The sequence below is a fragment of the Oceanobacter sp. 4_MG-2023 genome (genome assembly GCF_030689165.1).
Taxonomy (GTDB): Bacteria; Pseudomonadota; Gammaproteobacteria; order Pseudomonadales; family Oceanobacteraceae; genus Oceanobacter.
Genome location: NZ_JAUYVV010000018.1, coordinates 24,937 through 47,843, shown reverse-complemented (window position 1 = coordinate 47,843; position 22,907 = coordinate 24,937). Strand labels below are relative to the sequence as shown.

Sequence of the window (22,907 nt, the reverse complement as noted above, 5' to 3'; positions counted from 1 at the left end):
GGATAACGCGGTTATCAGCGACTGGCGCGAGCAAACGAAATGGCAATCGCCACCTGCATCCCCTTGGGCGGACGATCAAATGGCGCACTGGCTGTAGCCGCGGCCAACGCGCGCTGATCAAGCTGGGGAAAACCGCTGCTGCGGGCCAAGTGCAGGCTGCCCGGCTCCAGATGACCATCCTCACGCAGCCGGAAGCTGACCACTGGCATACCAGTCTGGCGATAACGACGGGCATCATCGGGATATTCCAGGTTGCTCTGGATGGATTTTTTCAGCCGTGCTAAATAATGCCGCAAAGCCGATTTTGAGATCTCAGGCCGCTGTAATGTTTGCTGTTGCTGTTGCTGCTTTTGACCTGCATCAATGGCTTGTTTTTCCTCGGCCTGCTCCGTTGGCGGCACTTGTGCTGCCTGAGCTGCGGTCTGTGGCTTTGGTTGCGGCGGTTTTTGCTTCACTTTAACCGGGCTTTCCGGCTGTCGTGGCGCTTTCTTAACCGGGTCTGGTTCCGCTTCTACGGCCTGAGCCGCGGCGACTGGTGGAGGTGTTGGCCTGGCCTCGCCCACCGGTTGGTGAACCTGTGGCCGGGCACCCAGATGCTGTTGTTGTTGCTGGACTTGGCTTTCCAGGCCATCCAGCTCAATCACCAGCAATTCTTTCGACTCCGCCACCGGAGCCGCCTGCAGATCCAGCAGCCAGGGCAAGGCAATCAGTGCATGCAGCAAGACCGATATCAGAGCACCATGCCAAAGCGTAAATGGCCGCAGACTCATATCAGCCCCCTGCTTCCGTTTGGATGGCAACACGAGTAAAACCAAGGGTTTTGAGCGCGTCCATCACATCGACAAATTTCTGCAAGGCGATGCTTTTATCCGCCCGCAGCAGAAACGGTGTCTGGCGATCTTCCCCGGTTAATGCGCTATCCAGTTCCGCTACCTGCACTGGCAAGCTGTCCAGGTATAGCTGTCCTTCGGCATCCAGTTCCAGCATACGTTGCTGGTCACGATCCTTGTCGGTATTGCTGGCACTGGGCAGATTGAGCGGAATCTTGCCACTGACAATAAAGCTTGACGTCATCAGCACAATCGTCAGCAACACCAGCATGATGTCGATAAACGGTACCATGTTCATGCTTTCAAACGCCTTGTCATCCATTGGCGATCTCCCACTTCAGCATCAACACCTTGGCGCGCCGCATCAACAGGTTATAAAACACCACCGCAACCAGCGCGACCAACAGACCGGCAGCAGTGGCTTTCAACGCCAGCGCCAGGCCCACCATGATTTTGAGGGTGTCGATATTGGCGTCCATACCCATCCGGTAAAAGGTCAGCATGATACCCAATACCGTGCCCAGCAAGCCGATATAAGGCGCGTTGGCCGCCACGGTAGAAATCAGAATCAGCTTGTCAGACAACGCCAGTTCAAGACTTTTCAGGTCATTGAAATCGCTAAGTTTCAACTGCCGGTAGCGCACAAAGCGCTCCAGCCCGACGGCGACAACCACCACACTGAGAAACGCGAGAAACAGAATCACGCCATAGTCGATCACACCCGCCAACACATCCATATTCATACACTTGCTCCTGCTCAGAAAGTCCAGCTGGCCTGGGCCCAGATTCGTGGGGTTTTATCATCATCACTTTCCGGTGCCTCTGAACCTGCTTTCCAGGATGAGCTTATATCGACGGTAAAGTCGGCATAATAAAGCACTGCTGAGACCCCAACCGAGCTCAGGTGGCGGTGGTTGTCGCTGTCGTCCCAGCGGTCTTTGTTGATGGTCACGGCACCGTAGTCAAACAGCGCGTTCAACTGTACATAGTGATTGAGGTTGTAGCGCAATTCGGTAGTAGCCAGCCAGCCCAGGTCTCCCTGGGCTTCTCCCTGAGGATAAGCCCGCACACCACTGCTGCCGCCAAGGCTGAATTTCTCACCGCCCCCCAGGTTGCCATCCGCCCACTGGCCGCGCAGGCGGGCAAACAGACTGAAACGATCATCCAGTCGTTGCAGTCGCACCAGTGTTGGCCGTACGGTATTAAAACCACCAATGGCCTGGGCACCCAGTTTGTCGCTGTTTTTGTCTTCGGTGTTGAGCATATTCAAACTGCCGTGGCCCCAGCCCAGCGCAAAGGCATTCATACCGCCACCAAACCAGTGGTCCCGGTTATTGCCTTCCAACGTCAGGGTATTCACCCGGTAGCGATTTTTGCTTTCACTATCGGCCAGATCGATCTGGTCATGCAGACGCCGCCATTGGCGATCGAATTTGACGTCGAGCCACAAATCGCGGTGGGCGATCAGTGGCTGACGGACAAACAAATGACCGGAACGTGCGCTCCCATGGCTGTCGAGGTAGGAAAAATCTTCCCCCAGCTCGTAGGTCAACCAGGAATACCCGCCGCCGATACTGGTACCCCAGCGACCTACGGGAATATCAATGCCACCGTAATAGTACTGCTGGTTGCCGTTGCTGCCGACCAGGTTAAGGTCAACCCGTTCACCCAGCCCCAGCAGGTTATTCACTTTCAGTAACGCCATGCTGCGATAACTGCCGGTGAAGCGGTTGCCACCGTTGTCAATCGACACCTGGCCTTGCAGCGCAGGCTCGGGCTCCAGTGTCACCAGTAAATCAGTCAGGCCCGTGCTGCTGCCAGGGCTGAGCACGGCATGAGTATTAACCCCCGCCCGTTCGTTGGTCAGCAGCAGCGCCCGTTCCAGCGCATCGGTACGAATGGCATCACCGCTTTGCAGTAGCGTCAGCGGTGCCTGTCCAAAAGATCTCAGACGGGTATTGTTGGTGACTTCCAGCTCGCCCAGCCGACCTTCCAGTACCTGCATGTCCACGATGCCATCCTGAATGGTCTGGGCCGGAATCACCACTCGGGTGAGTGGATAACCATGATCGCGATAATGGTGAGTCACACGGGCAGCGGCACCTTCCAGATCACCTAGCCCCATCATGCTGCCAGCCAGATCCGCTAACAGTGCGCTTAATTCAGCATCACTGAAGACCTGATTGTCGATAAAGCGAAATCCAACTATTTGCATGGTTGTACCTGCAGACGAACGAGCAACAGGGTCAGCCATGGCAGGAATGGTCAGGTCCAGTTCTCGCGGTGCGGGTAATTCTGCCGCTGGCTGGATTTCTCGTAATACCTGATCGCCTGCGGGTGCAGTCTGGGCCATCACGGCCGTTGGTAATATGCCGATCGGTAATAACAACAGAGCACGATAAAGCAATCGATTCATGGACGATCCTCCCCCTGACAAGGTGGGTTATTGCATTGACCCGGCATGGCAATTCCCCCCTGCCGGATTTCAAACAGTGAATCGGGTTCGTTCTGCTGATGGAAGGTCACCCGGTCGGTCAATGGTTGCAGCAATTGTTGCTGGGCAATCTCTGTTTCTATTGCCTGCAACTGCTGGGCAGCGCTACCACCATGCTGTTGCACAGTGACGAACGGCTGCGGTTCAGGCTCGGCTGCCGCGGGCAAAGCCAGCAGCGCCAGAGTAGATGGCAGCAACGCTGCCTTCAGCAGAACAAGCAGCGGCTTGACAGTGCCAGATGGCTGGTTATTACAGCTTGGTTTCAGAGTGCTCACTGGTCGTCTCCCTGGCAGTCTTCGTTGGCTGGATCACAGTCGTCTTCGCTTAACTGATAGATCACCCCGTCAATCTCGATTTCATGGACGTCGGCGCTGTAACTGCCGTCATCCTGTTCACCACCGCCTTCACGGGCAGCAATCAGTGCCAGATCGTCGCTGGAGTCACCGTCAAAACGGTCGGTAGCGGATTCGGTTTCAGGCAGGTCTTGCTGGCTGGCATCCGCAGCAGCGCGTGCTGCTGTGGTTGCAGAGGTTGAGGTGTTGATATCTGAGTCGTCAGGATCCCTATCTGAGAGGGTACCTTCGGAGTTATCAATGGCCGATTGCGGCTCCAGAATATAGGAGACATCGCCACTGGATGTGGAGTTGGTGTAGCTGCCCTCTTCGTCGTGACCGACCAGGCCACCCGTGGCAACGGCGCCGTCAACATTACCACTGGCACTGGAATCGCTGACGCTGCCACCTTCGTTCTGGCCGACCAGGCCACCGACCATACTACCGCCAGTCACGTTACCAGTGGCGCTGGAGTTACTGATGGTGCCGTCTTCGAGAGTGCCGACCAGACCGCCGACTCCCACACTCATATAGGTGTAATAAGGGTCGTCAGTTGAATCGGCATAAACATCCCCGCTGGCACTGGAGTCCGAGATACTGCCTCCAGACATGTCGCCAATCAGGCCGCCAATGCTGGTCTGGAAGAAATGGTCGTTTTCGACGTTGTAGGCATAGACATCGCCACTGGCGGAGGCATCACTGATATCACTGTCGGTTGCAGCACCGATCAGACCTCCTGTGTAGCCGCCGCCATAGACATCGCCGGTGCTCCAGACGTGGCTGATAATGGCGTTGGCCACACTGCCAAAAAGACCGCCAACGGCGTAGGAAATATTTCCGGCAGTACCGTCGTCCAGGTAGACGTCGTCACCGCTGATGCTGCCCGTGTTCCAGGCGTATTCCACAACTGAGTCCACAACGGTGCCATCGGTGGCTGTGTAGCTATTGATTCTGCCAATCAGGCCACCCACACCAGAGTGCCCCATTACGTCGCCGGTGTTATAGGCGTTGGTCAGGGTAATGCCGGTGGCTCCACCGATAAGACCGCCAATGTTACCTGTAGTAATAGTGAAATCTGCACTGATAGCATCAGCCTGATTGCCTGTGACGGTGGCGGAGGACGACACATTATTTACGTTGCCCAGGGCTATGGCCCCGGCAATACCCCCGATGTTTGTATTGGTTTCAGTGCCGGTCTGGGTATTATCAACATTACCCGTAACCGCACCACTGACACGAATATTGTCGAGGGTGATATTGCTGCCATAGCCCAGCAAGCCACCGATATATGCGAACCCGGCAATATTAATGGTATCTAGAAACAGATCGCGGAACACAGCGTCGGTGGCCTGACCAATCAGGCCGGCGTAGTTCTCGTAACCAGTATCCACCGAGAGATTGGCAATGGTATTGCCCAGCCCGGCCAGCACGCCGGTAAATGTGGTGACGACCGCTTCGGTATAGCTGTAGGCACTGGCGTCAATGGTATTGGCAATGGCGTAGTAGCCACTGCCGCCGGCGTCATTGATGGCTTCAATATCATCCATATCATGCAGCAACCCATAGTCGTTGCCACCGATGGTGAGGCTGGCATTGGCACCACTGAGGGTAATGCCGGCGTCGGCATAGCCTGTGGTGTCAGCGTTGTAGTCCAGATGCTCGCTGTTAATGACGTAATCGCCCTCGATAATCAGTCCGGCACTGGCGCCGCTGGCGTCCAGGCGAGCATTGATGTCCAGGGTGTCTGTGCTGGCCAGTCCAAGGGTGCTATCGCTGCTCCAGCGGATGTCATCACTGATGGTGATGCCTCCATCCATGGCATTGAGCAACAGGTTGCGTACGGCCAGTTGGACTGCTACTTCGTCGGCGCTGAACAGGCCGCTGTCGCCAATGCTGATGGCAGGCACAGAGACGGACCAGGTTGCCGCTGCGCTGTCGTCGATCAGCGTCAGGCTGTCGAGGTTGAGGGTTTCACCGGCGGTTTCCAGCAGACCATTACTGATGCTGGCGCTACCACCGAATGTCAGTGCACCGCTGACATCGTCCAGCTGGTAGTCAGTCAGCCCAGTGTCGTCGGTGGTCAGTGTCAGCCCGGAAGTCGCGGCCAGTACCACACTGCCATTGGTGGCGGAGAGACTACCATTCTGGCTGACGCCCTGGCTACTGAGCAGCGCCAGCAAGCCCCCGTCGGCAATCACGATATCACCCTCGCTGACCACCGAGCCGGTTTCACTGGAGCCAACGGAGAAGATGTATTGGTCGTCACCGTCCATCAGCTCATCGTTGCTGAGGCTGAGCGTGCTGGCGACCAGAGCGGCCACGTCGACGTAGGAGCTGCTGCTGAACAACACGCCATTGGAGTTAAGAAGGAATACCCGGCCATTGGATAGTAAGGTACCGTCAATAATACTGGCGGCATCGCCGGTGACACGGTTCAGCAATACCGAACTGCCATCTGGCTGGGTGATGGTGACGGTTTCGCTTGCGTCAATCGAGAAGACCTGCCAGTTGATCCAGCTGCTGGATTCGGTGGTGGTGATGCTGGTGGTGTTGACGTCTTCATCCAGGGTGACGCCGTCACTGCTGGATATGGCGACCCGCAAGGCCTCGGAAATCACAAAGCTGGCATCAGCATCTACCAGAGTGTAGTTGCTGTTATCAATGCCCAGATTACTGATATCCAGTTCATTGCTTCCCTCTTCACTGGAAATCAGATCGGCACTGCCGCTGAGGTTGACAGTATCGCCTTCAAGCACACCAGAGAGGCTCAACTCGTCGGCGCTGATCGTCGTGCCGTCGAGTTCGGTGTCGGTGGTGCTGCCATACACGGTTAATACCAGTGGGTTGATGCTGGCTTCCGTGGTACTGGTGTCGTTTTCCAACAGATAATTAGCGGCACTGTCGCCAGCCAGGCTGATACCGCTGACGGTGACTGTCTGATCATCGCCAGCATCGGCGCTGTCGAAGTCGGCACTGTCGTACTCCAGGCTCAGTTCGCCACTGGCAAGGGTGTCAGCGGCGAGGCTGTCGGTGATGCTGAGGCTGACATCGGCAGTGGTCGTGCCGTCATAGGTCTTGTCACTGGCGCTGCTGCTGAGTTCCGAACTGTCGACCAGCCGTTGGGAAATTACTGCGCTGGCGGTAAAGCTGTCGCTTTTGAGAACATAGTTGGAAGACTTGCCGCCGTTGTCACCATCGCTGACACTGATATTGTCAACGGTAATAGTCTGGCTGGTGACATAGCCGTCACTCCAGGCGACATCGGCGGAGTCGTATGAGGCATCGTAGCTGAAGGTAAGGGTCTGGTCGCCGATCAGACCATTAAAGCTGCTGTTACCGTCAAGGTTCACATCCGTGGTGCCATCGTATTCTTTAGCGGCGTAAGTGGTGTAGTTATTATAATCGAGGTTGATCTCTGCCGGAGTGACGGTGAAATTACCGAGGATGCTGTAACCATCAACACTGCTCACCGTCACATCGGTGGCGTTGTAGTCGCCGGCATCCAGATACCCCCAGGACAGCGCACTTTCATCAATGAACAGCACATCGGCAGCGGTGTCGCCCGCCTGCAGGCCATAGGTGAAGAGATTCCCTGAGGTATACGCATCTTCGCCATAGTCCAGCGTTGTTCTGCTACTGAGTGAGTTGGACACATAAACCGCATTCAGTGCCGCCAGCATGGGGAAGCCGCTGCCAGCACTGCTCCAGATGTCCGAATCGAAACCGACATAGTTGGCGAAGCCGGAGGCTTCTTCAGCACTCAGCTCTGTGGTGAGATCGACGTAGTCATCAGAGCCATCGTCGTCGACAGAATCCACCGCCGTACCACCTTCGCTATGGGTCCAGTAGCTGTTGCTGATGGTACCGCTGTTATAAGAGATAAAGCCGTAGACGATGGTGGATGAATAGGCATCACTGGTATAGCGAGCGTAGCTGTTTGTAATGGTACCGCTGTTGATATAAGCAAAACCGGCGGCGGAGCCTCGATTGCCATCGAGCATATCGTAGGCATAGGCATTGGTAATGGTACCGGTATTTTCGCCAACAAAACCGCCCACACTGCTGAAGTACTTGGCCATGGTGCCGCTGCCACTTTCGATATCGTGATAGGCGTAAGACTGATCAATAATGCCGTTATTCTGGCCGACAAAACCGCCAGCGATCAGCTCGGGATAATCCTCTTCATCATCGTTACTGGTATTGATCAATACCGTCGAATAGCTGTTGCTGATAGTGCCGTTATTGACTCCAACCAAACCTCCCAGATAAGTCACCGTGTCGGCATCCGCACGCACGCCGGCACTATTGGCTCGGGTCGAGCTGTTAACAATCACACCGCTGGTTTCATTGGTACCGACCAGACCACCACCAATATTGACGCTATAAAGAACACCAGAATAAGTGTAACTGTTGGCCAACAGACCATAGTTGATACCCACCAGGCCACCAATGCTGGAGTTACCCTCGTCATCGGCCAGAATATCTTTCACTCCGACTGCGCTACCGACGTTGATAATGCTGCCGTAGTTGATATTGGCCAGTGCACCAATAGCACTGGCTGAGCCGCTGTCCTGACCGTCGATATTGCCAGCGGTCAGAATCAGGTTGGAGACCAGGGCGCTGTTTTCCAGTGTACCGAACAGGCCGCTGGCAATGCCGCTGTCGTCATAGTCGTTGCTATAACTGAACGTATGGCCAAAGCCGTTCAAGACACCGGCAAAGCTGCTAATGGTCTGGTCATCGAAGTCATCACCCAGATCCGCGCCCAGTACGTAGTAACCGTCGCTGGCAATATCGGCCAGCTGGCTGGCGTCGGTAATCACGGTATAGCTATTGCCGTTCATCACCACACCGACGCTATCGTCCAGGTTGACCTGGCCAGCGAAGCTGGAGGTTCCCTGTTGGGTATACAGGCCGTAGAGAACGCCGTCCTCATCGGTGCCAGTACCGTAATTGGCGACCAGTCCGGCGTTGTCGGTGGCTGTCATTACGGCATTGACGTTGATGTTATGGGTGGCGGTCAGAGTCAGAGTATTACTGCTCCAGCTGACATCGTCGGCAATGGTGATATCGCCGTCGTCGCCACTGCCATCGGTCGATTGAATGGTGACATTGCTGGTTTGCAGGGCGCTGGTCAGGGATGCTGCGGTCATATCGCCGTCGTCACCGACGGTAAAGCCATCCGGGTCGAGTAACCAACTGCCGGTTGCCCCGTTCGCAGCACTGGTGTCTATGCTGATGTCACTGGCGACGCTGAGGCTGCTGGCGCTGGTTTCAATCAGACCGCCGTCGCCGGAGGTGCTGCTACCGGTGGCGGAATACTGGCCACCTACCTGGGTGTCTTGTTCGGCGTACACCACAATGGTGCCACCGTCGCCGCTGCTGCCAGCGTCGGCCAGCAGGCTGCTGTCGTTATCAATGCTGATACTGGTGGCTTTGGTGAGACTGCTGCTGTCGGTCAGGCCGGTCGACGAATAATCACTGCCCTGATAACCGGCGCCGATTTCAATGCTGCCACCGCCTGTGGTGCCTGATACGTCCAGAGTGGCCGCTGTGAGGCTAATGCTGCTACCGCTGATCTGAATGGTTCCGCCGCTGCTGACTTCCTCGTCGGCTGCTGTGGTGTCGGCTGCTGTGGTGTCGAGAGTACCGGACACTTCAACAGCACCATCGCCGCCGTTGAGCACTATGGTGCCGTTATGGTCTTCCAGGCTGGCAGCCTGAATGATGCCGTCGTTATTCACCACGGTCTGTAACAGGCTGTCGGCGGCACTGGCGGTCAGAATGACCTGGCCGCCATCGGCCTGAATCAGCTGGTGGTTGGCAACCAGAGCATCCAGCGTGGCTTCATCAATGGCGATGGATAACAGACCATCGCCAGCAAAATCCAGTGTAATGACGTTACCTGCCGCGAGGGCTACCGTACCCAGTCGGGCACTGATGACACCGTTGTTGGTAACGCTGCCGCCAAGCAGGGCGACGGCACCACCATCGCTGCGGAGGCTGCCGTTGTTAACCACGGCGGCATTATCGCCATCGCCACTGAACTGGTAATTGCCGTCCAGAAAGTCGTCATCGCTGATATCCAGGGTCGAAGCCACCAGACCGGCAGTATCCACCGAAGCATTTTCACCAAACAAGATACCGCTGCTGTTGATCAGAAATACCTTGCCATTGGCACTCAGACTGCCGTAAATCTCCGACGCATCACTGGTCACTACCCGGTTTAATGCCACCGAATCCGACGATGGCTGAACAAAGGTCACACTGTTTTCTGCACCAATATCAAAGGTTTGCCAGTTGGTAATCAGGCTGTCTGTGCTCTGATTGATGGCCATATCGTTGCCGCTGGTACTGATACTGGCCTCGCCAGACACAATATCGGCACCGGTGGGTAAATCGGTCGCCAGAGCAGGCTGGCTGGCCAGCAAGCAAGAGGCCGATAACAACAGACCACCACTACGAATAGCAGCATGGGATATGGAACGAACAGTGGCACTACGGCTGTGGCGGCGGCTGAGTTCAGACGTCGCCTGATATTCACCCACCGCCGGGTTAAATACCGTGCGATAACATCGGTTCATACAAAGACTCTCCTAATACCAGACCCGCCAGTGCAGGTGGCATAGACATCAATAACGAGTTGAAACAAGAGGAACCCTGCAGTGATATCTGACAGGGAAGGCGAAATCAGAACGCCAGACAGTAGTCTTCCAGCTCGGCCTGACCGGCGCTGCTGGCAAGCCAGTCCATAAAGGCTTCGGCGGCATCATCGACATCACCGTCACCGCTGTAGATCTGGATTGCACCGTGATCGTAGGTGTCGTCAAACACATGATAGGTGGCACCGCTCGGCACACTGACGGCGCCACTGCTGCAATTCAGCGCAGTGGGAACAAAGCCGGATTCCATGGAACCTGAAGCCACTGCGCTATCGACGGCTTTAATCATTCCATACTGGGTGGTATCAGAAGACGATATGGGAGAATAGTCTGCAGCAATGACATCCAATGCCGCCTGACCATAAGGACCATTGGTCGGGTTGCAGATGCCAATACCAGGGCTGGTGTAGTTGGCAATAAAGTCTGTAGGCCAGTTGCTGGCGACATCAACGTTGCCGTTAGACCAGTGCATCAGCTTACCTTGGGAAACTACTTCTACATCGGAGGTATGACCCAATGCGTAGTAGTTATCATATAGGTCATCTGGATAGTCTGTATCGGCGGAGATAAACAGCTCATAGAGCACTACGTCGTTATCCAGATTATTGGCTATGGTGCTGGCGTAGGTGCCCGCTGGGCCTCTGGCGACGGTAAAATCGACGCTATAACCCAGACTGGTGTAGGCCGTGGAAGTTTTAAAAGCCTGAATCACCGGGCCTTCCACATCATAGGCGGTATCCCAAAGAGCATCTTCAAACAGCTTGGCAGCAGCGATATTCACTGTGACCGCTTGGGCAGAAGCGCTAAAGGTGATTGCCATGGCGAGGGTGCTGAACATTGGCAGAACTTGCTTTTTCATCGTGTTGTTCTCCATCAAGTGTCACTGGTGAGGGTTACCCGCTCGATGTTGCTACCACTTGCCAGCGCAGGGTTCTGGCAAGCGAATACTTTTATATGATGTTTAACTAAATAACGACACATACGGAGGGAATAGCAACAGATATACCAGTTGTTGCATGAAGTTTTATCAACCAGAAAAACCACCATCACTTAAAAATAACTATTTGATTTTTAAGTAAATAAATAAAAATTACAGTGATATACCGTGATGTACTGAAGGTGGCATCAACAGGAGATTGGCGGTGTTTGGCAGGCTTGCAATGTTATATGTAGTACAAATACCTATAATTGTCGTAAATAAGACGGAATTGTGTTTTTAGTAGCTTTTTGGTTCTTTTTTGATCCGCTTTTTGACTAGAAGGCTGTTTTTAGATCAAACAAGCCTGAGAAATATCCTATTTTTATATTACTTATATTTACATATATTGAGTCAACTGATTGTTAATCGAAGCTAGATTGACTTGTAGGGCTGGATAGCCAGTCCATTGAGACGGGGCAAGGCATGCGCCAGTGCGTTCACACTTCAGGTCACATCTATAAATGACAGTGCTCCAATAAATTGGAGCCTTCCCAAAAGCCGGGGTGATTCAGTTTTTGACTTCTGAACCCCAACCCCACTCTCAGCTTTCTTGAGGATTATGATGGTAACGCAAGGCGGGATAACTGCTTTCGTCCAACTGGTACAGCGTCCGGATAGACGCCGGGTTAATCACTTCTGGTGGCGGCCCCTGCTGCAGGATTTTTCCTTGATGCAACAACACCGCCCTCCCCGGCAACCCCAGAGCATGATCCGGGTAGTGGGTGGTTTTTATAATGCTGTAGCCGTCGGCGGCGAGATCTTTTAGCAGGGAAAGCAAACGCCACTGGTTACCAAAGTCCAGGCCGTTCACCGGTTCGTCCATCAGGATCACCGTCGTTTGCTGCGCCAGCGCCCGGGCGAGAAAACAGAGCTGTTGCTGACCACCAGAGAGTTCGGTACAGGTTTTATTGGCCAGGTCGGAGATCCCCAAACGCTGCATAGCCTCATCAATTGCCGCGTCATCATCTTTGCCAGGTTGATGATAAAAGCCGTGGTGAGGAATACGCCCCATCGCGACCAGGTCCCGTACCCGGTATGGGAAAGGCAGCTGTCCCGCCTGAGGAACATAAGCAATCAGCCGGGAAATATCCCGCCGCGTCCACTCCTGCACTCGCTTGCCAAGCAAGTAAACATCGCCTTGAGTCGGCTGCAACAACCCTTGCAACAGTTTCAGCAAGGTGCTTTTACCGCAGCCATTGGCGCCCAACAAGGACACCACTTCTCCAGTGCCAATATGAAAACTGATGTCATTCAGAATTGTCTGCTGAGGTTGGTGCGGGTAACGGAATGTCAGGTGACTAACCGTCATCACAATATCGTTCATGTATTCCACCCTTTACGAACATTACGCAACACCAACAGAAACACAGGCAGTCCGATCAGTTCGGTCACAACACCAATAGGGAGTTCCGCCGCCATCAGGCTTCTGGCTAACACGTCGGCGAACAGCATGAAAATGGCGCCAACCAGGGCGCTGGCCGGTATCAGCTGGCGATTTAATGGCCCGACCAGCAGGCGGGCAATATGAGGGGCCAGCAAGCCAACCCAGCCGATCATACCCACCAGCGAGACCGTTAATGCCGATGCCAGCGTTGCCAGCAGAATCAGCATCAGCCGTACCCGACTGACCGACAACCCCAGCGCCGTTGCACTATCGTCTCCCAGGGTCAGTATATCCAGCACCCTCCCCTGTAACGTCAAACCAATAATCGCTGCCAGCATCAGTGGTGCATACAGGGCCAGATCATCCATATTGGCTAACCCCAGCGACCCCATCAGCCAATAGATAATGGCTGGCAACTGCTCATAAGGATCGGCAGCGTATTTTACCAATGCCAGCAGGCCGGCAAACAAGGCGCCGGTAAAAATACCGCCCAGCACCAGCATAATGGTCGAGGCATTACCAAACATGCGGCCAATTCCCAGCGCCACTACCACGGCTAACAGGCCTCCAGCGATGGCCCCCAGCTGTACCATCCACCAGGCTGGCGCCAATACCATCATCAAGGCAGCACCGAATGAAGATCCTGCGAGTACTCCCAATAATCCGGGAGAAACCAGAGGGTTAATAAACACCGCCTGATAGGTTGAGCCAGAAACGGCCAGCGCAGCCCCCACCAAAGCCGCAGTTAGCAACCGGGGCAAGCGAATCTCCATCAGCAAGGTTTCCAGCAACTCGTAGCGATTGCTATCCATTGTCTGCCAGCCAATATGGGCCATAAAAAACTGTACAATATCCTGTATTTCCAGTGCATAACGGCCTGAAACCAAGGACAGTAGAATGGCGGCTGACAGTAGTCCGACCAATAGCATCCAGCGGCCAGACAGGTAATCTGGCCAGTGGTATGACAGTCGCCCGGAGGCTTTTAATAACCAGTCCGTCATTGCTCTAGGCGGCCAAACGCCGCCAGGTTGGCCAGCAGACTGGCCTGGGCATCTGCCAGCCGATAACGCGATAACGGCTCCATACGTGTGCGGCGGTTCACCATACGTAAAGAAAATGCCTCCATCCAACGCCAATAGGTGTCCCGCCAGTGCGATGGAAAGTCCACATCATCAAAGCTGCGCAATAATTCCAGCAACCAGACATCACGTGCGGCTTCATCAATACTGACAGGGAAATGTCGCTCACGCATACGCACCTCTCCATGCCGTTCGGTAAAATCAACCGGCCCCCCGGCCCCTTCCAGAATAAAGGCCACACTTTTGGCGACCGTAGCGGCAAAGGCATGTGGTTGCTGTGGAAACAAGGTACCGATCACGCTGAGCTGAAGCCGTTGGTGATGCCGCTCAACCAAGCCGGTCAGAGCCTCGGCCCCGACCTCGTTATACAATGCGCTGGAGGGTAATGGCACCGCTGGAAAAGCTTCTGTCTCTTTACGATTCATCCAGCGTTCCTGCGGTTCGGCTTGCAGCTGGGAGCCACTGCAAAAGCAGTCTATTTGTTTGGCATCTGCTGGTATCCGGTTCAATTCGTCGATATCACGCTTGCTCATTACTCATCTCCTTTGATTGCCTGGTCGCTATCCAGCAAGATTGCCAGCTGCTGATCGGTCAGATCCACACCCAGAAACAGCTGGTAAAAATGACGGGTTTCTTCTTTCAGGTTGAATGGAAACTGTTGTGGATAAAACGCATTCGCCAGCCACTGGATACCCAACGCCCGCATAAAAGACGGTGGCCGATCCAGCCAGTTCATGGGTAAATGCGGCACAGTCAGTACCCGTTGATTGAGGAAGGCTGAAAGCCGCTGCCAGCGTTTATCGGCAGCTGCCCTACGAGTAAACATAGAGTCCTGGGCGACGATATACTGCGGATTCCAAAGCATGACCTGCTCCATATCCACTCGCTCCTGCCCCATCATGGTTTTCGGCTGACAACGATAAAGGTTGTACCCGTGAGCCAGGTTGATTGCTTCAGTATGGAAGGAGGTATGACAATCGGTAGCCAGGCCGTCGGCTGTTTCGGCGTAATACACGGTCACCCGTTGTTTATTGCCAATACCAGCCAACCCGCTGCTAACCCGTTGCAAGGACTGGCGGATATAGGCGGCCAGTTGCTTGCCCCGTTCAGCCCGCCCAACCAAAGACCCGACATACTCAAATGCGGCTATCCAGTCTTCCAGCGTATCCAGCTTGACGTACACAATCGGAATGCCGGTGGTGCGGAACGGCTTTTCAATCACATCACTGCCTGGGGACATAAACCGGTTTAACCAAACCAGTGCCACATCCGGCTGCAATTGCAGCAAGGTTTCAGGGTTAACCTGGCGGCCATGCCCCATGGAACTGCCAATAATCGGCAGGGTCGACATCCGAGGATCAACAAAGCCATCGCTGGCCGGAGAAAAAGGAATATTCAACGCCAGTACCAACTCAGGATCGAGTGCGTAAAGCAGAGCAGTCAAGGGAGGAGCGGCCCCGAGTGGGCGATGTATATGATCAGGCAAGATGACTTCTCTGCCAGCCATATCGGTTGTCATCGACGTTGTCTTGGCCGCGACCACAGCCTGATGAGCAGACAGTAACATCACCCCCAAAAGGATATGCAGCAGCCAGCTATTACATCTTCCGGTTTTTTCCCACAACACGTTCACTTTGGTTACCTTTATAGGAATGCTTCAATAGTAATAACTTGAGAAGCAAAACAGGTACCATCTGTATAAATTTATAATATATTGATTTTTATAGATTTTTATAAATCAAACGTGACAGCTCATGTCGCAAAACAGACACCATGTCGTTATATATACAAACTACCTAACGAAGTAACAAACCTAATAAAAACAGCCTCCGTTGCAGATCCGGCAATCACAACAATGGCCTGAGGAGAGATAATCCATCAACACTGATCAAAAACAGCAACGCCCGCTTGAGACGAAGCTCAAGCGGGCGCTGTCATGCCAGACCAATGGCAGGGATTATTCAGAAAGGTGTTACTGGGTCGTGCCTAGTGGTCATGACCACATTCATGATCGGTATTATCGAAATCGATGGCCATAAAGATCGCGCTTTGTGGGAAGTCGGCCGGGTAGCACATAAAATACTGGGTCGCTTCATCGACCGGCCACCAGCAAGAAGCAGCACGCGGAATATCGGCCAGTTCAACGCGTTCGATGCAGTAATGAAGACCAAGACCAGCCACTTCAGGGAATTCTTGTTCGAAGCTGGCCGGGAACCCATCAATCGCTGTATCGGTTTTATCTTCCAGGCTCAGTGCCTTGAGTTTCTCTTCCCACTCTTTTGCCTGAGTGCATTCGACAAAAAAATCAGCCAGGTAACGTGTATGGTATTTTTTGGTGATACGGGCATTTGCCATGTAAATATCCTGTTGAAGCGGTTGTTGTAGCGGTGTGTATAACGAATGTCACCAGGGTAAAGGCTGGCCATTGGAGTGCCAGAAACCACCACTGTTGCTTATTGTCAGTTCATCGATGCGAGCAACCAGCCCTTCGGCTGCTTGCTGCGGAGAAATATCACCCGCAAAGTTCACCATGCGGGTTTGGACAAAGCCGGGATGTAATTGTGCCACGGCAATACCGCGAGGTCTGAGATCTTCTGCCAGGCTTTTGCCGAACGCGTTTAATGCAGCCTTGGATGCTCGATAGCCGTAGTAACCACCGGAACCATTATCTGCCATAGATCCCATGCGGCTGGTGATATTGGCAATTTTACTGCCCTCACACATCAGCGGCAGCAAGGTGTGTACGAGCCGCAGCGGTGCCAGGGTATTCACTTCAAACTGGCGACTGATCTGCTCGAAGTCCAGCTGATCCAGAGTGTCGTTGGCAAAGATACCGGCATTATTGACCAGTAGATCGAGCGGTCCATCCAACAGCTCCGCCACGATCGTTTGCAACCCCTGGACAGCCTCGGCATCGGTCATATCGATACCGGTAATAATCTGGTCTGCCAGTGTATCCAATGCTTCCGAAGACTCACGACAAACCGCCATAACGCAGTCTCCACGACTGGAAAAATGACGTACCAGTTCTAGCCCAATACCCCGGTTGGCCCCGGTAATCAGTACATTCGCCATGCCTCTCTCCTGTCTGGTCGGTTGATATGAACAATCCGCGCCATACTAACCAAGGGCCGTGACAGGATGCAATGACTATGGTGTTTTCCTGGCGACCACCTCTGATCAGGCAGGCGTCAGTTCAAGCATCAACGCCTGCATACGCTGGTGCTGCATTCTGAGCGCATATTCCAGCTCCTGGTAGCGCGTACGAATCGCCGCCTTTTCCCAGCGACAAGCCAGAGACTGACGCGTACTGGAGTAACGCTCCCCTTGCAGGTTGGTCCAGTCGTTCAGCATGGATTTAAACTGGGCATATTCATTTTCCAGCACCGCACTCCAGCGCTGGTAATCGGCTTCTTTAAGCTGCCGCAAAGCCAGCTCTTCCTTCGCTCGCTTGAACTGCATCTGAACCTTGGCGCGCTGGATTTTAAAATCAGATATGGTTTTCAGATTAGAGGCCAGGCCAACCCATGAGCAGGCCTTGATAAACCATTTGGTTGGGTCCCAGTGATACCAGCGAATACCATTGCGGTAGTCATTCTGGAAAATATGGTGGTAATTGTGATAGCCCTCACCATGGGTCAGAAAGGCAAAAAACGGATTATCGCGTGCAGTATTTTCATCGGTATAAGGCTGGCTACCCCATTTATGAGCAATGGAATTAATAAAAAAAGTAACGTGATGGGTCGTAAACAAGCGCAGCAAACCCGCCAGCAGCAACATGCCCCAGACATCCCCGAACATCCATCCCAGCGCAGCAGGCAGACCCACGTTCATGGCTAATACAATCCAGACGTAGTATTTGTCTTGCCACATCACAATGGGGTCTTTCAGCAGGTTTTTGACGTTGGCGTAGTCAGTTTTGCCTGACGGCCACTCTCGCAGCATCCAGCCGATATGGGAAAACCACAACCCCCGCTTGGCGGAGTATGGATCATGCTCGACATCATCAACATAACGATGGTGCTTGCGGTGGCCAGAACACCATTCCAACACGGTATTCTGCAGGGCAGAAGCTCCCCACAAGACGTACCACAGCCGCAACACCCAATGTGCTTCATAGGCATTGTGCGACCAGAGACGATGATAGCCACCGGTAATCGCCATCCCTGTCAGCCAGGTGATCACAATATAGGTAACCCAGGCCGAGGTCTCATAACCATAGGTGAAGCCATACCAGGGCACCAGGGTCAAGACGCCCAGCGTGCTGGCTGCAAACATGATGGTCGGAACCCAGTAGATAGGCGGCTTGTTATTGTTCTGATTATTTTCACTCTGCTCGCTGGCAGATGGTGCTTGATCGTTTGACAGCATAATACCCTTTCTAGTGACGGTCGGTGCAGTAACAAACACACCTCTAGTATTTATACTAAACCACGATTGTGTCATTCGACATGCGACATGAGTGAAATAGACTGAAATAGGGTTAAAAATGCCCCATTGTCACAATACCTTCCTGATGAGCCCGAGTTTCACTACCTTTCTATCGCCAGAAAACCGGGTAGCCCTCTTTGCGCTCAAATAACAGGCAAAAAAAAGCCGCGCTGTCAGCGCGGCTTTCAGGAACAACTCAGTGATCAGCCACCGAAGTCATCCAGCATGATGTTCTCAGGCTCAACACCCAGAGAAAGCAACATGTTGATTACAGACTGGTTCATGATTGGAGGCCCACACATATAGTACTCACAATCTTCTGGCGCAGCGTGATCCTTGAGGTACTGTTCATACAGTACGTTATGGATAAAACCGGTCAGACCGTCCCAGTTATCTTCTGGCTGTGGATCAGACATCGCCACGTGCCATTCGAAGTTTTCATTCTCTTCAGCCAGCTTGTCGTACTCTTCCTGATAGAACAGTTCGCGTAATGAACGCGCACCGTACCAGAAGCTGATCTTGCGCTTGGAGTGCAAACGCTTGAGCTGATCGAAGATATGCGAACGCATCGGTGCCATACCGGCACCACCACCGATAAAGACCATTTCCGCATCGGTATCACGAGCAAAGAACTCACCAAATGGACCGTATACCGTCACCTTGTCACCTGGTTTCAGGTTAAAGACGAAGGTCGACATAATACCTGGCTGAATACCCTGGGATCCTGGTGGTGGCGTTGCAATACGAATATTGAACTTCACCAAACCTTTTTCTTCAGGATAGTTAGCCATGGAATAGGCACGAATGGTGGTTTCCTTGTTAACAGCCTTGATGTCGAAGAAACCAAAACGCTCCCAGTCACCGCGATACTGCTCTTCAATATCGAAGTCAGAGAAGTTGATTTCATACGGAGGACATTCCAGCTGCACGTAACCACCAGCACGGAAGTCAACGTTTTCGCCCTCAGGCAAAGCCAGTGTCAGCTCCTTGATAAAGGTTGCCATGTTCGGGTTGGAAACAACGGTCGTTTCCCACTTTTTCACCCCAAACACTTCTTCCGGAACTTCAACCACCATATCTTGCTTGACTGGTGTCTGACAGGATAACCGCCATCCTTCACGGGCCTCACCCTTGGTGAAGTGAGAGGCTTCGGTAGGTAGCATTTCACCGCCACCTTCCGTTACCTTGCACTTGCACTGGGCACAGGTACCACCGCCGCCACAAGCAGACGACAGAAAGATATTATTAGCGGCCAGAGTTTGCAGCAGCTTGCCACCGGCTTCGGTTTTTACTTCCCGCTCGCCGTTGATCATGATGGTTACATCACCCGAGCTAACCAGCCGGGAGCGAGCGCCTAGAATGATGAACACCAGTGACAATACAATCACGGTGAACATCACTACGCCCAGAATAATTTCAATATCCAAAACTTCGTCTCCTTACAGTGATACGCCAGAGAAGGACATGAAGCCAAGAGACATCAGACCTACAGTCATAAAGGTAATACCCAGACCTTGCAGACCTGCTGGCACATCGCTGTACTTCAGTTTTTCACGAATGCCTGCCAAAGCAGCAATGGCCAACGCCCAACCCACACCGGCACCAATACCGAATACGGTACTTTCACCAAAGTTGTAGTCACGTTCCACCATGAACAAGGCAGCACCCATAATGGCGCAGTTCACCGTGATCAGCGGCAGGAATACACCCAGCGCGTTATATAAAGCCGGTACATATTTATCCAGCACCATTTCCAGAATCTGGACCATGGCGGCAATAACACCGATATAGGTCAGCAGGCCCAGGAAGCTCAGATCAACCGCAGCAAAATCGTTGGAGATCCAGGTCAACGCACCTTCTTTAAGCAAGTAGGTATAAATCAGGTTGTTGACCGGTGTGGTAATACCCAGCACCACGATAACCGCAACACCCAAACCAATCGCCGTTTGAATTTTCTTGGAGATTGCCAGGAAGGTACACATTCCGAGGAAGAACGACAGCGCCATGTTCTCCACAAAGACGGACTTAACGAACAGACTGATATAGTGTTCCATTAGTGACCTCCTGAGTGTTCAGTGTTAGGCAGGATTTTGAAATCTGGTGCTTCGACCTGTTCGGTCTTCACAGTACGCAGAATCCAGATGAAACCACCGATAATAAAGAAGGCAGACGGTGGCAGCAGCAGCAAACCGTTGGACTGATACCAGCCACCATCCTGAATCAATGGCAGGATCTCGAAACCAAACAATTTGCCAGAGCCAAACAACTCACGCACGGTCGCAACAGAAACCAGAACCACGGAGTAGCCAAGACCATTACCGATACCGTCAAAGAAGCTCAGCACCGGGCCATTTTTCATGGCAAAGGCTTCTGCGCGTCCCATCACGATACAGTTGGTAATGATCAGACCAACAAACACCGACAACTGCTTGCTGACTTCATAGGCATACGCCTTGAGGATCTGATCCACCACGATAACCAGTGACGCAATAATGATCATCTGTACGATGATTCGAATATTGTTTGGAATATGATTACGGATCAGCGCGATACCAAAGTTGGAACACGCCGTTACCGAAGTCAGCGCCAGACACATAACCAGTGTTACGTTCAGGCTGGTCGTTACTGCCAATGCAGAACAAATACCCAGAATCTGAACTGCAATCGGGTTTGCGCTGAAAAGCGGTTCGGTAAGAACTTTCTTCAGATCAGACATATTACGCCCCCTGTCCTTTCAGTTTGTTCAGCAATTCGCCAAAGCCTTTGCCACCAACCCAGAAACGTACCAGATTGCTGACACCACGGCTGGTCAAGGTAGCACCAGACAAGCCATCAACCTGATAAGGGTTACCGGCTTCTGCACCACCTTTTACGACACTGATTGCGACATTGCCTTGATCATTAAAGACTTTTTTGCCCACCCACAGTGCTTTCCACTTGGGATTATCGACTTCACCACCCAGCCCCGGGGTCTCAGCATGAGAATAGAAACCCAGGCCAACGATGGTATCCATGTCGCCTTCCAGCGCCAGGAAGCCATACAAGGTAGACCACAGACCATAGCCGTGAACCGGCAGGATAATCTTCTCGATATGATCGCTACCGCCGACAATAAAGACCGCCGCGTATTTTTCCAGACGCTTGATGCTGGCTTCATCTTCTTCAGAAGACAAGGCACGAGACAGCGCAGGCGTCTTGGACGATTTTTTCTGATCGAAGTTTTCGACCGTCAAACCGGCATCACGGATTTCCTGGAGTTCAGCATCCGTCGCAAAACGTCCTGCTTCCAGATTAACAATACGGGTAGAAATCTGTGTGAACTGATCAGCTACCGGCTGGCCTTCGACATACAAATCAGCAGCCTGTAATACCGCGATTTTTTTATCATTGGCCTTGTTTTCATTCTGTTTGCCACGCAAACCCACTGCGGCACCGGCAACAATCACCGAGCACACCAGGCACAGCAAAATAGCAACCGTCAGAGTTTTTTGAATGCTGTCGTTATTAGCTGACACGGGCGATCCTCCGCTTGATGTTTGCCTGCACTACGAAATGGTCGATCAGTGGCGCAAACAGGTTGGCAAACAGAATGGCCAGCATCATGCCTTCAGGGAAGGCCGGGTTAACCACCCGAATCATAACCACCATAAAACCGATCAAGGCACCAAAAGCATACTTGCCGGTATCGGTCATGGAAGCGGACACTGGATCGGTAGCCATAAAGATCATACCGAACGCAAAACCACCAACGACCAGATGCCAGTACCACGGCAGGGCAAACATATAGTTGGTGTCTGAGCCAATCATATTCAGCAACAGACTGAAGACCACCATGCCGCCAAACACACCCGCGACAATACGCCACGCAGCAATATTCATCACCAGCAGTACCACACCACCCAACAGGATCGCCAGCGTACTGGTTTCACCCATGGAGCCCTGGATAGTGCCGAAGAATGCATCACTCCAGCTAACACCCGCATCAATAATAGCTTGTACGCCGCCTTCAGCCGCATTACTCAATGCTGTCGCACCGGTAAAGCCATCGGCTGCCGTCCATACCGCATTACCTGACATATTGGCCGGGTAAGCAAAAAACAGGAAAGCACGACCCGTCAGTGCCGGGTTGAGGAAGTTTTTGCCCGTACCACCGAACACTTCCTTGCCGATCACAACACCAAACGAAATGCCCAGAGCCACCTGCCACAGCGGAATGCTGGGGGGCAAGGTCAGAGCAAACAGCACGGAAGTCACAAAGAACCCTTCGTTGACTTCGTGGCGACGAATGGTGGCAAACAACACTTCCCAGAAACCGCCCACAATAAAGACCGTGGCGTAAACAGGCAGGAAATAAGCAGCGCCAAAAACAAAGTTATCCCAGAAGCTGGCCGCATCGTGAGCACCACCGCCCAGCAATACAATCAGAAACTCGCGCCATCCTTCAATGACGGTACCGGCACCGGCTGCCATGGCTTCGTTCGCCTGCAAGCCAATGTTGTACATACCAAACAGCATCGCCGGAAAGGTACAGACCCATACCGTGATCATGATACGTTTGAGGTCAATGCCATCCCGTACGTGCGCCGTGTTATTGGTCACATTCGGTGGTGAAAACAGACCGGTATCAACCGCTTCATACAGCGGGTACATCTTTTCGTACTTGCCGCCCTTCTCAAACAAAGGCGCCAGGTTATCAAGCATAGTTCGCAGACCCAT

19 protein-coding genes are annotated in these 22,907 nt (G+C 53.1%); all 19 read right to left on the bottom strand.

Annotated features, from left to right (window positions below):
- Window positions 1–14: 14 nt before the first annotated feature.
- The 19 genes from Q8W24_RS12665 to Q8W24_RS12575 all read right to left on the bottom strand — a co-directional run bounded on the left by Q8W24_RS12665 (window position 15) and on the right by Q8W24_RS12575 (window position 22,907).
- Window positions 15–770 (bottom strand): TonB family protein, encoded by a 756-nt coding sequence (locus Q8W24_RS12665; protein WP_305475511.1) that lies wholly within the window; start codon window positions 768–770, stop codon window positions 15–17.
- Window position 771: 1 nt separating this feature from the next.
- Complete coding sequence (locus Q8W24_RS12660; protein WP_305475510.1) at window positions 772–1,152, bottom strand: biopolymer transporter ExbD; 381 nt, start codon at window positions 1,150–1,152, stop codon at window positions 772–774.
- Window positions 1,145–1,573: a TonB-system energizer ExbB gene (gene exbB, locus Q8W24_RS12655; RefSeq protein WP_303431996.1), complete on the bottom strand. Its 429-nt coding sequence runs from the start codon at window positions 1,571–1,573 to the stop codon at window positions 1,145–1,147. The genes Q8W24_RS12660 and exbB overlap by 8 nt, the downstream gene beginning before the upstream one ends.
- 14 nt (window positions 1,574–1,587) lie before the next feature.
- Window positions 1,588–3,246, bottom strand: coding sequence for a ShlB/FhaC/HecB family hemolysin secretion/activation protein (locus Q8W24_RS12650; RefSeq protein ID WP_305415288.1), 1,659 nt, complete (start codon window positions 3,244–3,246; stop codon window positions 1,588–1,590).
- Window positions 3,243–3,599 carry a hypothetical protein gene (locus Q8W24_RS12645; RefSeq protein WP_303431994.1) on the bottom strand — a complete coding sequence of 119 codons (357 nt, stop codon included), beginning with the start codon at window positions 3,597–3,599 and terminating at the stop codon, window positions 3,243–3,245. The genes Q8W24_RS12650 and Q8W24_RS12645 overlap by 4 nt, the downstream gene beginning before the upstream one ends.
- Window positions 3,596–10,240, bottom strand: a complete 6,645-nt coding sequence (locus Q8W24_RS12640) for a filamentous hemagglutinin N-terminal domain-containing protein (protein ID WP_305475508.1) — start codon at window positions 10,238–10,240, stop codon at window positions 3,596–3,598. The genes Q8W24_RS12645 and Q8W24_RS12640 overlap by 4 nt, the downstream gene beginning before the upstream one ends.
- Window positions 10,241–10,346: 106 nt before the next feature.
- The gene (locus Q8W24_RS12635) at window positions 10,347–11,177 is read right to left on the bottom strand and encodes a substrate-binding domain-containing protein (RefSeq protein ID WP_303431992.1); all 831 of its coding nucleotides are present in this window, start codon (window positions 11,175–11,177) and stop codon (window positions 10,347–10,349) included.
- A 661-nt stretch (window positions 11,178–11,838) separates the two neighbouring features.
- Entirely contained in the window at window positions 11,839–12,621 is a 783-nt protein-coding gene (locus Q8W24_RS12630; protein WP_303431991.1) for an ABC transporter ATP-binding protein, read from the bottom strand.
- The gene (locus tag Q8W24_RS12625) at window positions 12,618–13,682 is read right to left on the bottom strand and encodes an iron ABC transporter permease (protein ID WP_305452232.1); all 1,065 of its coding nucleotides are present in this window, start codon (window positions 13,680–13,682) and stop codon (window positions 12,618–12,620) included. Before Q8W24_RS12625 ends, Q8W24_RS12630 begins: the two co-directional genes overlap by 4 nt.
- Window positions 13,679–14,293 carry a hypothetical protein gene (locus tag Q8W24_RS12620; RefSeq protein ID WP_303431989.1) on the bottom strand — a complete coding sequence of 205 codons (615 nt, stop codon included), beginning with the start codon at window positions 14,291–14,293 and terminating at the stop codon, window positions 13,679–13,681. Before Q8W24_RS12620 ends, Q8W24_RS12625 begins: the two co-directional genes overlap by 4 nt.
- Complete coding sequence (locus Q8W24_RS12615; protein WP_305415295.1) at window positions 14,293–15,279, bottom strand: ABC transporter substrate-binding protein; 987 nt, start codon at window positions 15,277–15,279, stop codon at window positions 14,293–14,295. The genes Q8W24_RS12620 and Q8W24_RS12615 overlap by 1 nt, the downstream gene beginning before the upstream one ends.
- 467 nt (window positions 15,280–15,746) lie before the next feature.
- Window positions 15,747–16,115: a hypothetical protein gene (locus tag Q8W24_RS12610; RefSeq protein ID WP_303431987.1), complete on the bottom strand. Its 369-nt coding sequence runs from the start codon at window positions 16,113–16,115 to the stop codon at window positions 15,747–15,749.
- Window positions 16,116–16,163: 48 nt separating this feature from the next.
- Window positions 16,164–16,835 (bottom strand): SDR family oxidoreductase, encoded by a 672-nt coding sequence (locus Q8W24_RS12605; protein WP_303431986.1) that lies wholly within the window; start codon window positions 16,833–16,835, stop codon window positions 16,164–16,166.
- Window positions 16,836–16,940: 105 nt separating this feature from the next.
- Complete coding sequence (locus Q8W24_RS12600) at window positions 16,941–18,131, bottom strand: fatty acid desaturase (protein ID WP_305415296.1); 1,191 nt, start codon at window positions 18,129–18,131, stop codon at window positions 16,941–16,943.
- Window positions 18,132–18,394: 263 nt separating this feature from the next.
- Window positions 18,395–19,618 (bottom strand): NADH:ubiquinone reductase (Na(+)-transporting) subunit F, encoded by a 1,224-nt coding sequence (nqrF, locus tag Q8W24_RS12595; RefSeq protein ID WP_303431984.1) that lies wholly within the window; start codon window positions 19,616–19,618, stop codon window positions 18,395–18,397.
- A gap of 12 nt (window positions 19,619–19,630) precedes the next feature.
- Window positions 19,631–20,245 carry an NADH:ubiquinone reductase (Na(+)-transporting) subunit E gene (gene nqrE, locus Q8W24_RS12590; RefSeq protein WP_303431983.1) on the bottom strand — a complete coding sequence of 205 codons (615 nt, stop codon included), beginning with the start codon at window positions 20,243–20,245 and terminating at the stop codon, window positions 19,631–19,633.
- Window positions 20,245–20,907 (bottom strand): NADH:ubiquinone reductase (Na(+)-transporting) subunit D, encoded by a 663-nt coding sequence (locus Q8W24_RS12585; RefSeq protein WP_303431982.1) that lies wholly within the window; start codon window positions 20,905–20,907, stop codon window positions 20,245–20,247. The genes nqrE and Q8W24_RS12585 overlap by 1 nt, the downstream gene beginning before the upstream one ends.
- A 1-nt stretch (window position 20,908) precedes the next feature.
- Window positions 20,909–21,706 carry a Na(+)-translocating NADH-quinone reductase subunit C gene (locus Q8W24_RS12580; RefSeq protein ID WP_303431981.1) on the bottom strand — a complete coding sequence of 266 codons (798 nt, stop codon included), beginning with the start codon at window positions 21,704–21,706 and terminating at the stop codon, window positions 20,909–20,911.
- Window positions 21,696–22,907: an NADH:ubiquinone reductase (Na(+)-transporting) subunit B gene (locus tag Q8W24_RS12575; RefSeq protein ID WP_303431980.1), complete on the bottom strand. Its 1,212-nt coding sequence runs from the start codon at window positions 22,905–22,907 to the stop codon at window positions 21,696–21,698. Before Q8W24_RS12575 ends, Q8W24_RS12580 begins: the two co-directional genes overlap by 11 nt.

What these genes read in the sequence shown, in the direction of transcription:
- Q8W24_RS12665 (WP_305475511.1), bottom strand. Translation starts at nt 770, where the DNA reads ATGAGTCTGCGGCCATTTACGCTTTGGCATGGTGCTCTGATATCGGTC.
- Q8W24_RS12660 (WP_305475510.1), bottom strand. Translation starts at nt 1,152, where the DNA reads ATGGATGACAAGGCGTTTGAAAGCATGAACATGGTACCGTTTATCGAC.
- exbB (WP_303431996.1), bottom strand. Translation starts at nt 1,573, where the DNA reads ATGAATATGGATGTGTTGGCGGGTGTGATCGACTATGGCGTGATTCTG.
- Q8W24_RS12650 (WP_305415288.1), bottom strand. Translation starts at nt 3,246, where the DNA reads ATGAATCGATTGCTTTATCGTGCTCTGTTGTTATTACCGATCGGCATA.
- Q8W24_RS12640 (WP_305475508.1), bottom strand. Translation starts at nt 10,240, where the DNA reads ATGAACCGATGTTATCGCACGGTATTTAACCCGGCGGTGGGTGAATAT.
- Q8W24_RS12635 (WP_303431992.1), bottom strand. Translation starts at nt 11,177, where the DNA reads ATGAAAAAGCAAGTTCTGCCAATGTTCAGCACCCTCGCCATGGCAATC.
- Q8W24_RS12630 (WP_303431991.1), bottom strand. Translation starts at nt 12,621, where the DNA reads ATGAACGATATTGTGATGACGGTTAGTCACCTGACATTCCGTTACCCG.
- Q8W24_RS12625 (WP_305452232.1), bottom strand. Translation starts at nt 13,682, where the DNA reads ATGACGGACTGGTTATTAAAAGCCTCCGGGCGACTGTCATACCACTGG.
- Q8W24_RS12620 (WP_303431989.1), bottom strand. Translation starts at nt 14,293, where the DNA reads ATGAGCAAGCGTGATATCGACGAATTGAACCGGATACCAGCAGATGCC.
- Q8W24_RS12615 (WP_305415295.1), bottom strand. Translation starts at nt 15,279, where the DNA reads ATGACAACCGATATGGCTGGCAGAGAAGTCATCTTGCCTGATCATATA.
- Q8W24_RS12610 (WP_303431987.1), bottom strand. Translation starts at nt 16,115, where the DNA reads ATGGCAAATGCCCGTATCACCAAAAAATACCATACACGTTACCTGGCT.
- Q8W24_RS12605 (WP_303431986.1), bottom strand. Translation starts at nt 16,835, where the DNA reads ATGGCGAATGTACTGATTACCGGGGCCAACCGGGGTATTGGGCTAGAA.
- Q8W24_RS12600 (WP_305415296.1), bottom strand. Translation starts at nt 18,131, where the DNA reads ATGCTGTCAAACGATCAAGCACCATCTGCCAGCGAGCAGAGTGAAAAT.
- nqrE (WP_303431983.1), bottom strand. Translation starts at nt 20,245, where the DNA reads ATGGAACACTATATCAGTCTGTTCGTTAAGTCCGTCTTTGTGGAGAAC.
- Q8W24_RS12585 (WP_303431982.1), bottom strand. Translation starts at nt 20,907, where the DNA reads ATGTCTGATCTGAAGAAAGTTCTTACCGAACCGCTTTTCAGCGCAAAC.
- Q8W24_RS12575 (WP_303431980.1), bottom strand. Translation starts at nt 22,907, where the DNA reads ATGGGTCTGCGAACTATGCTTGATAACCTGGCGCCTTTGTTTGAGAAG.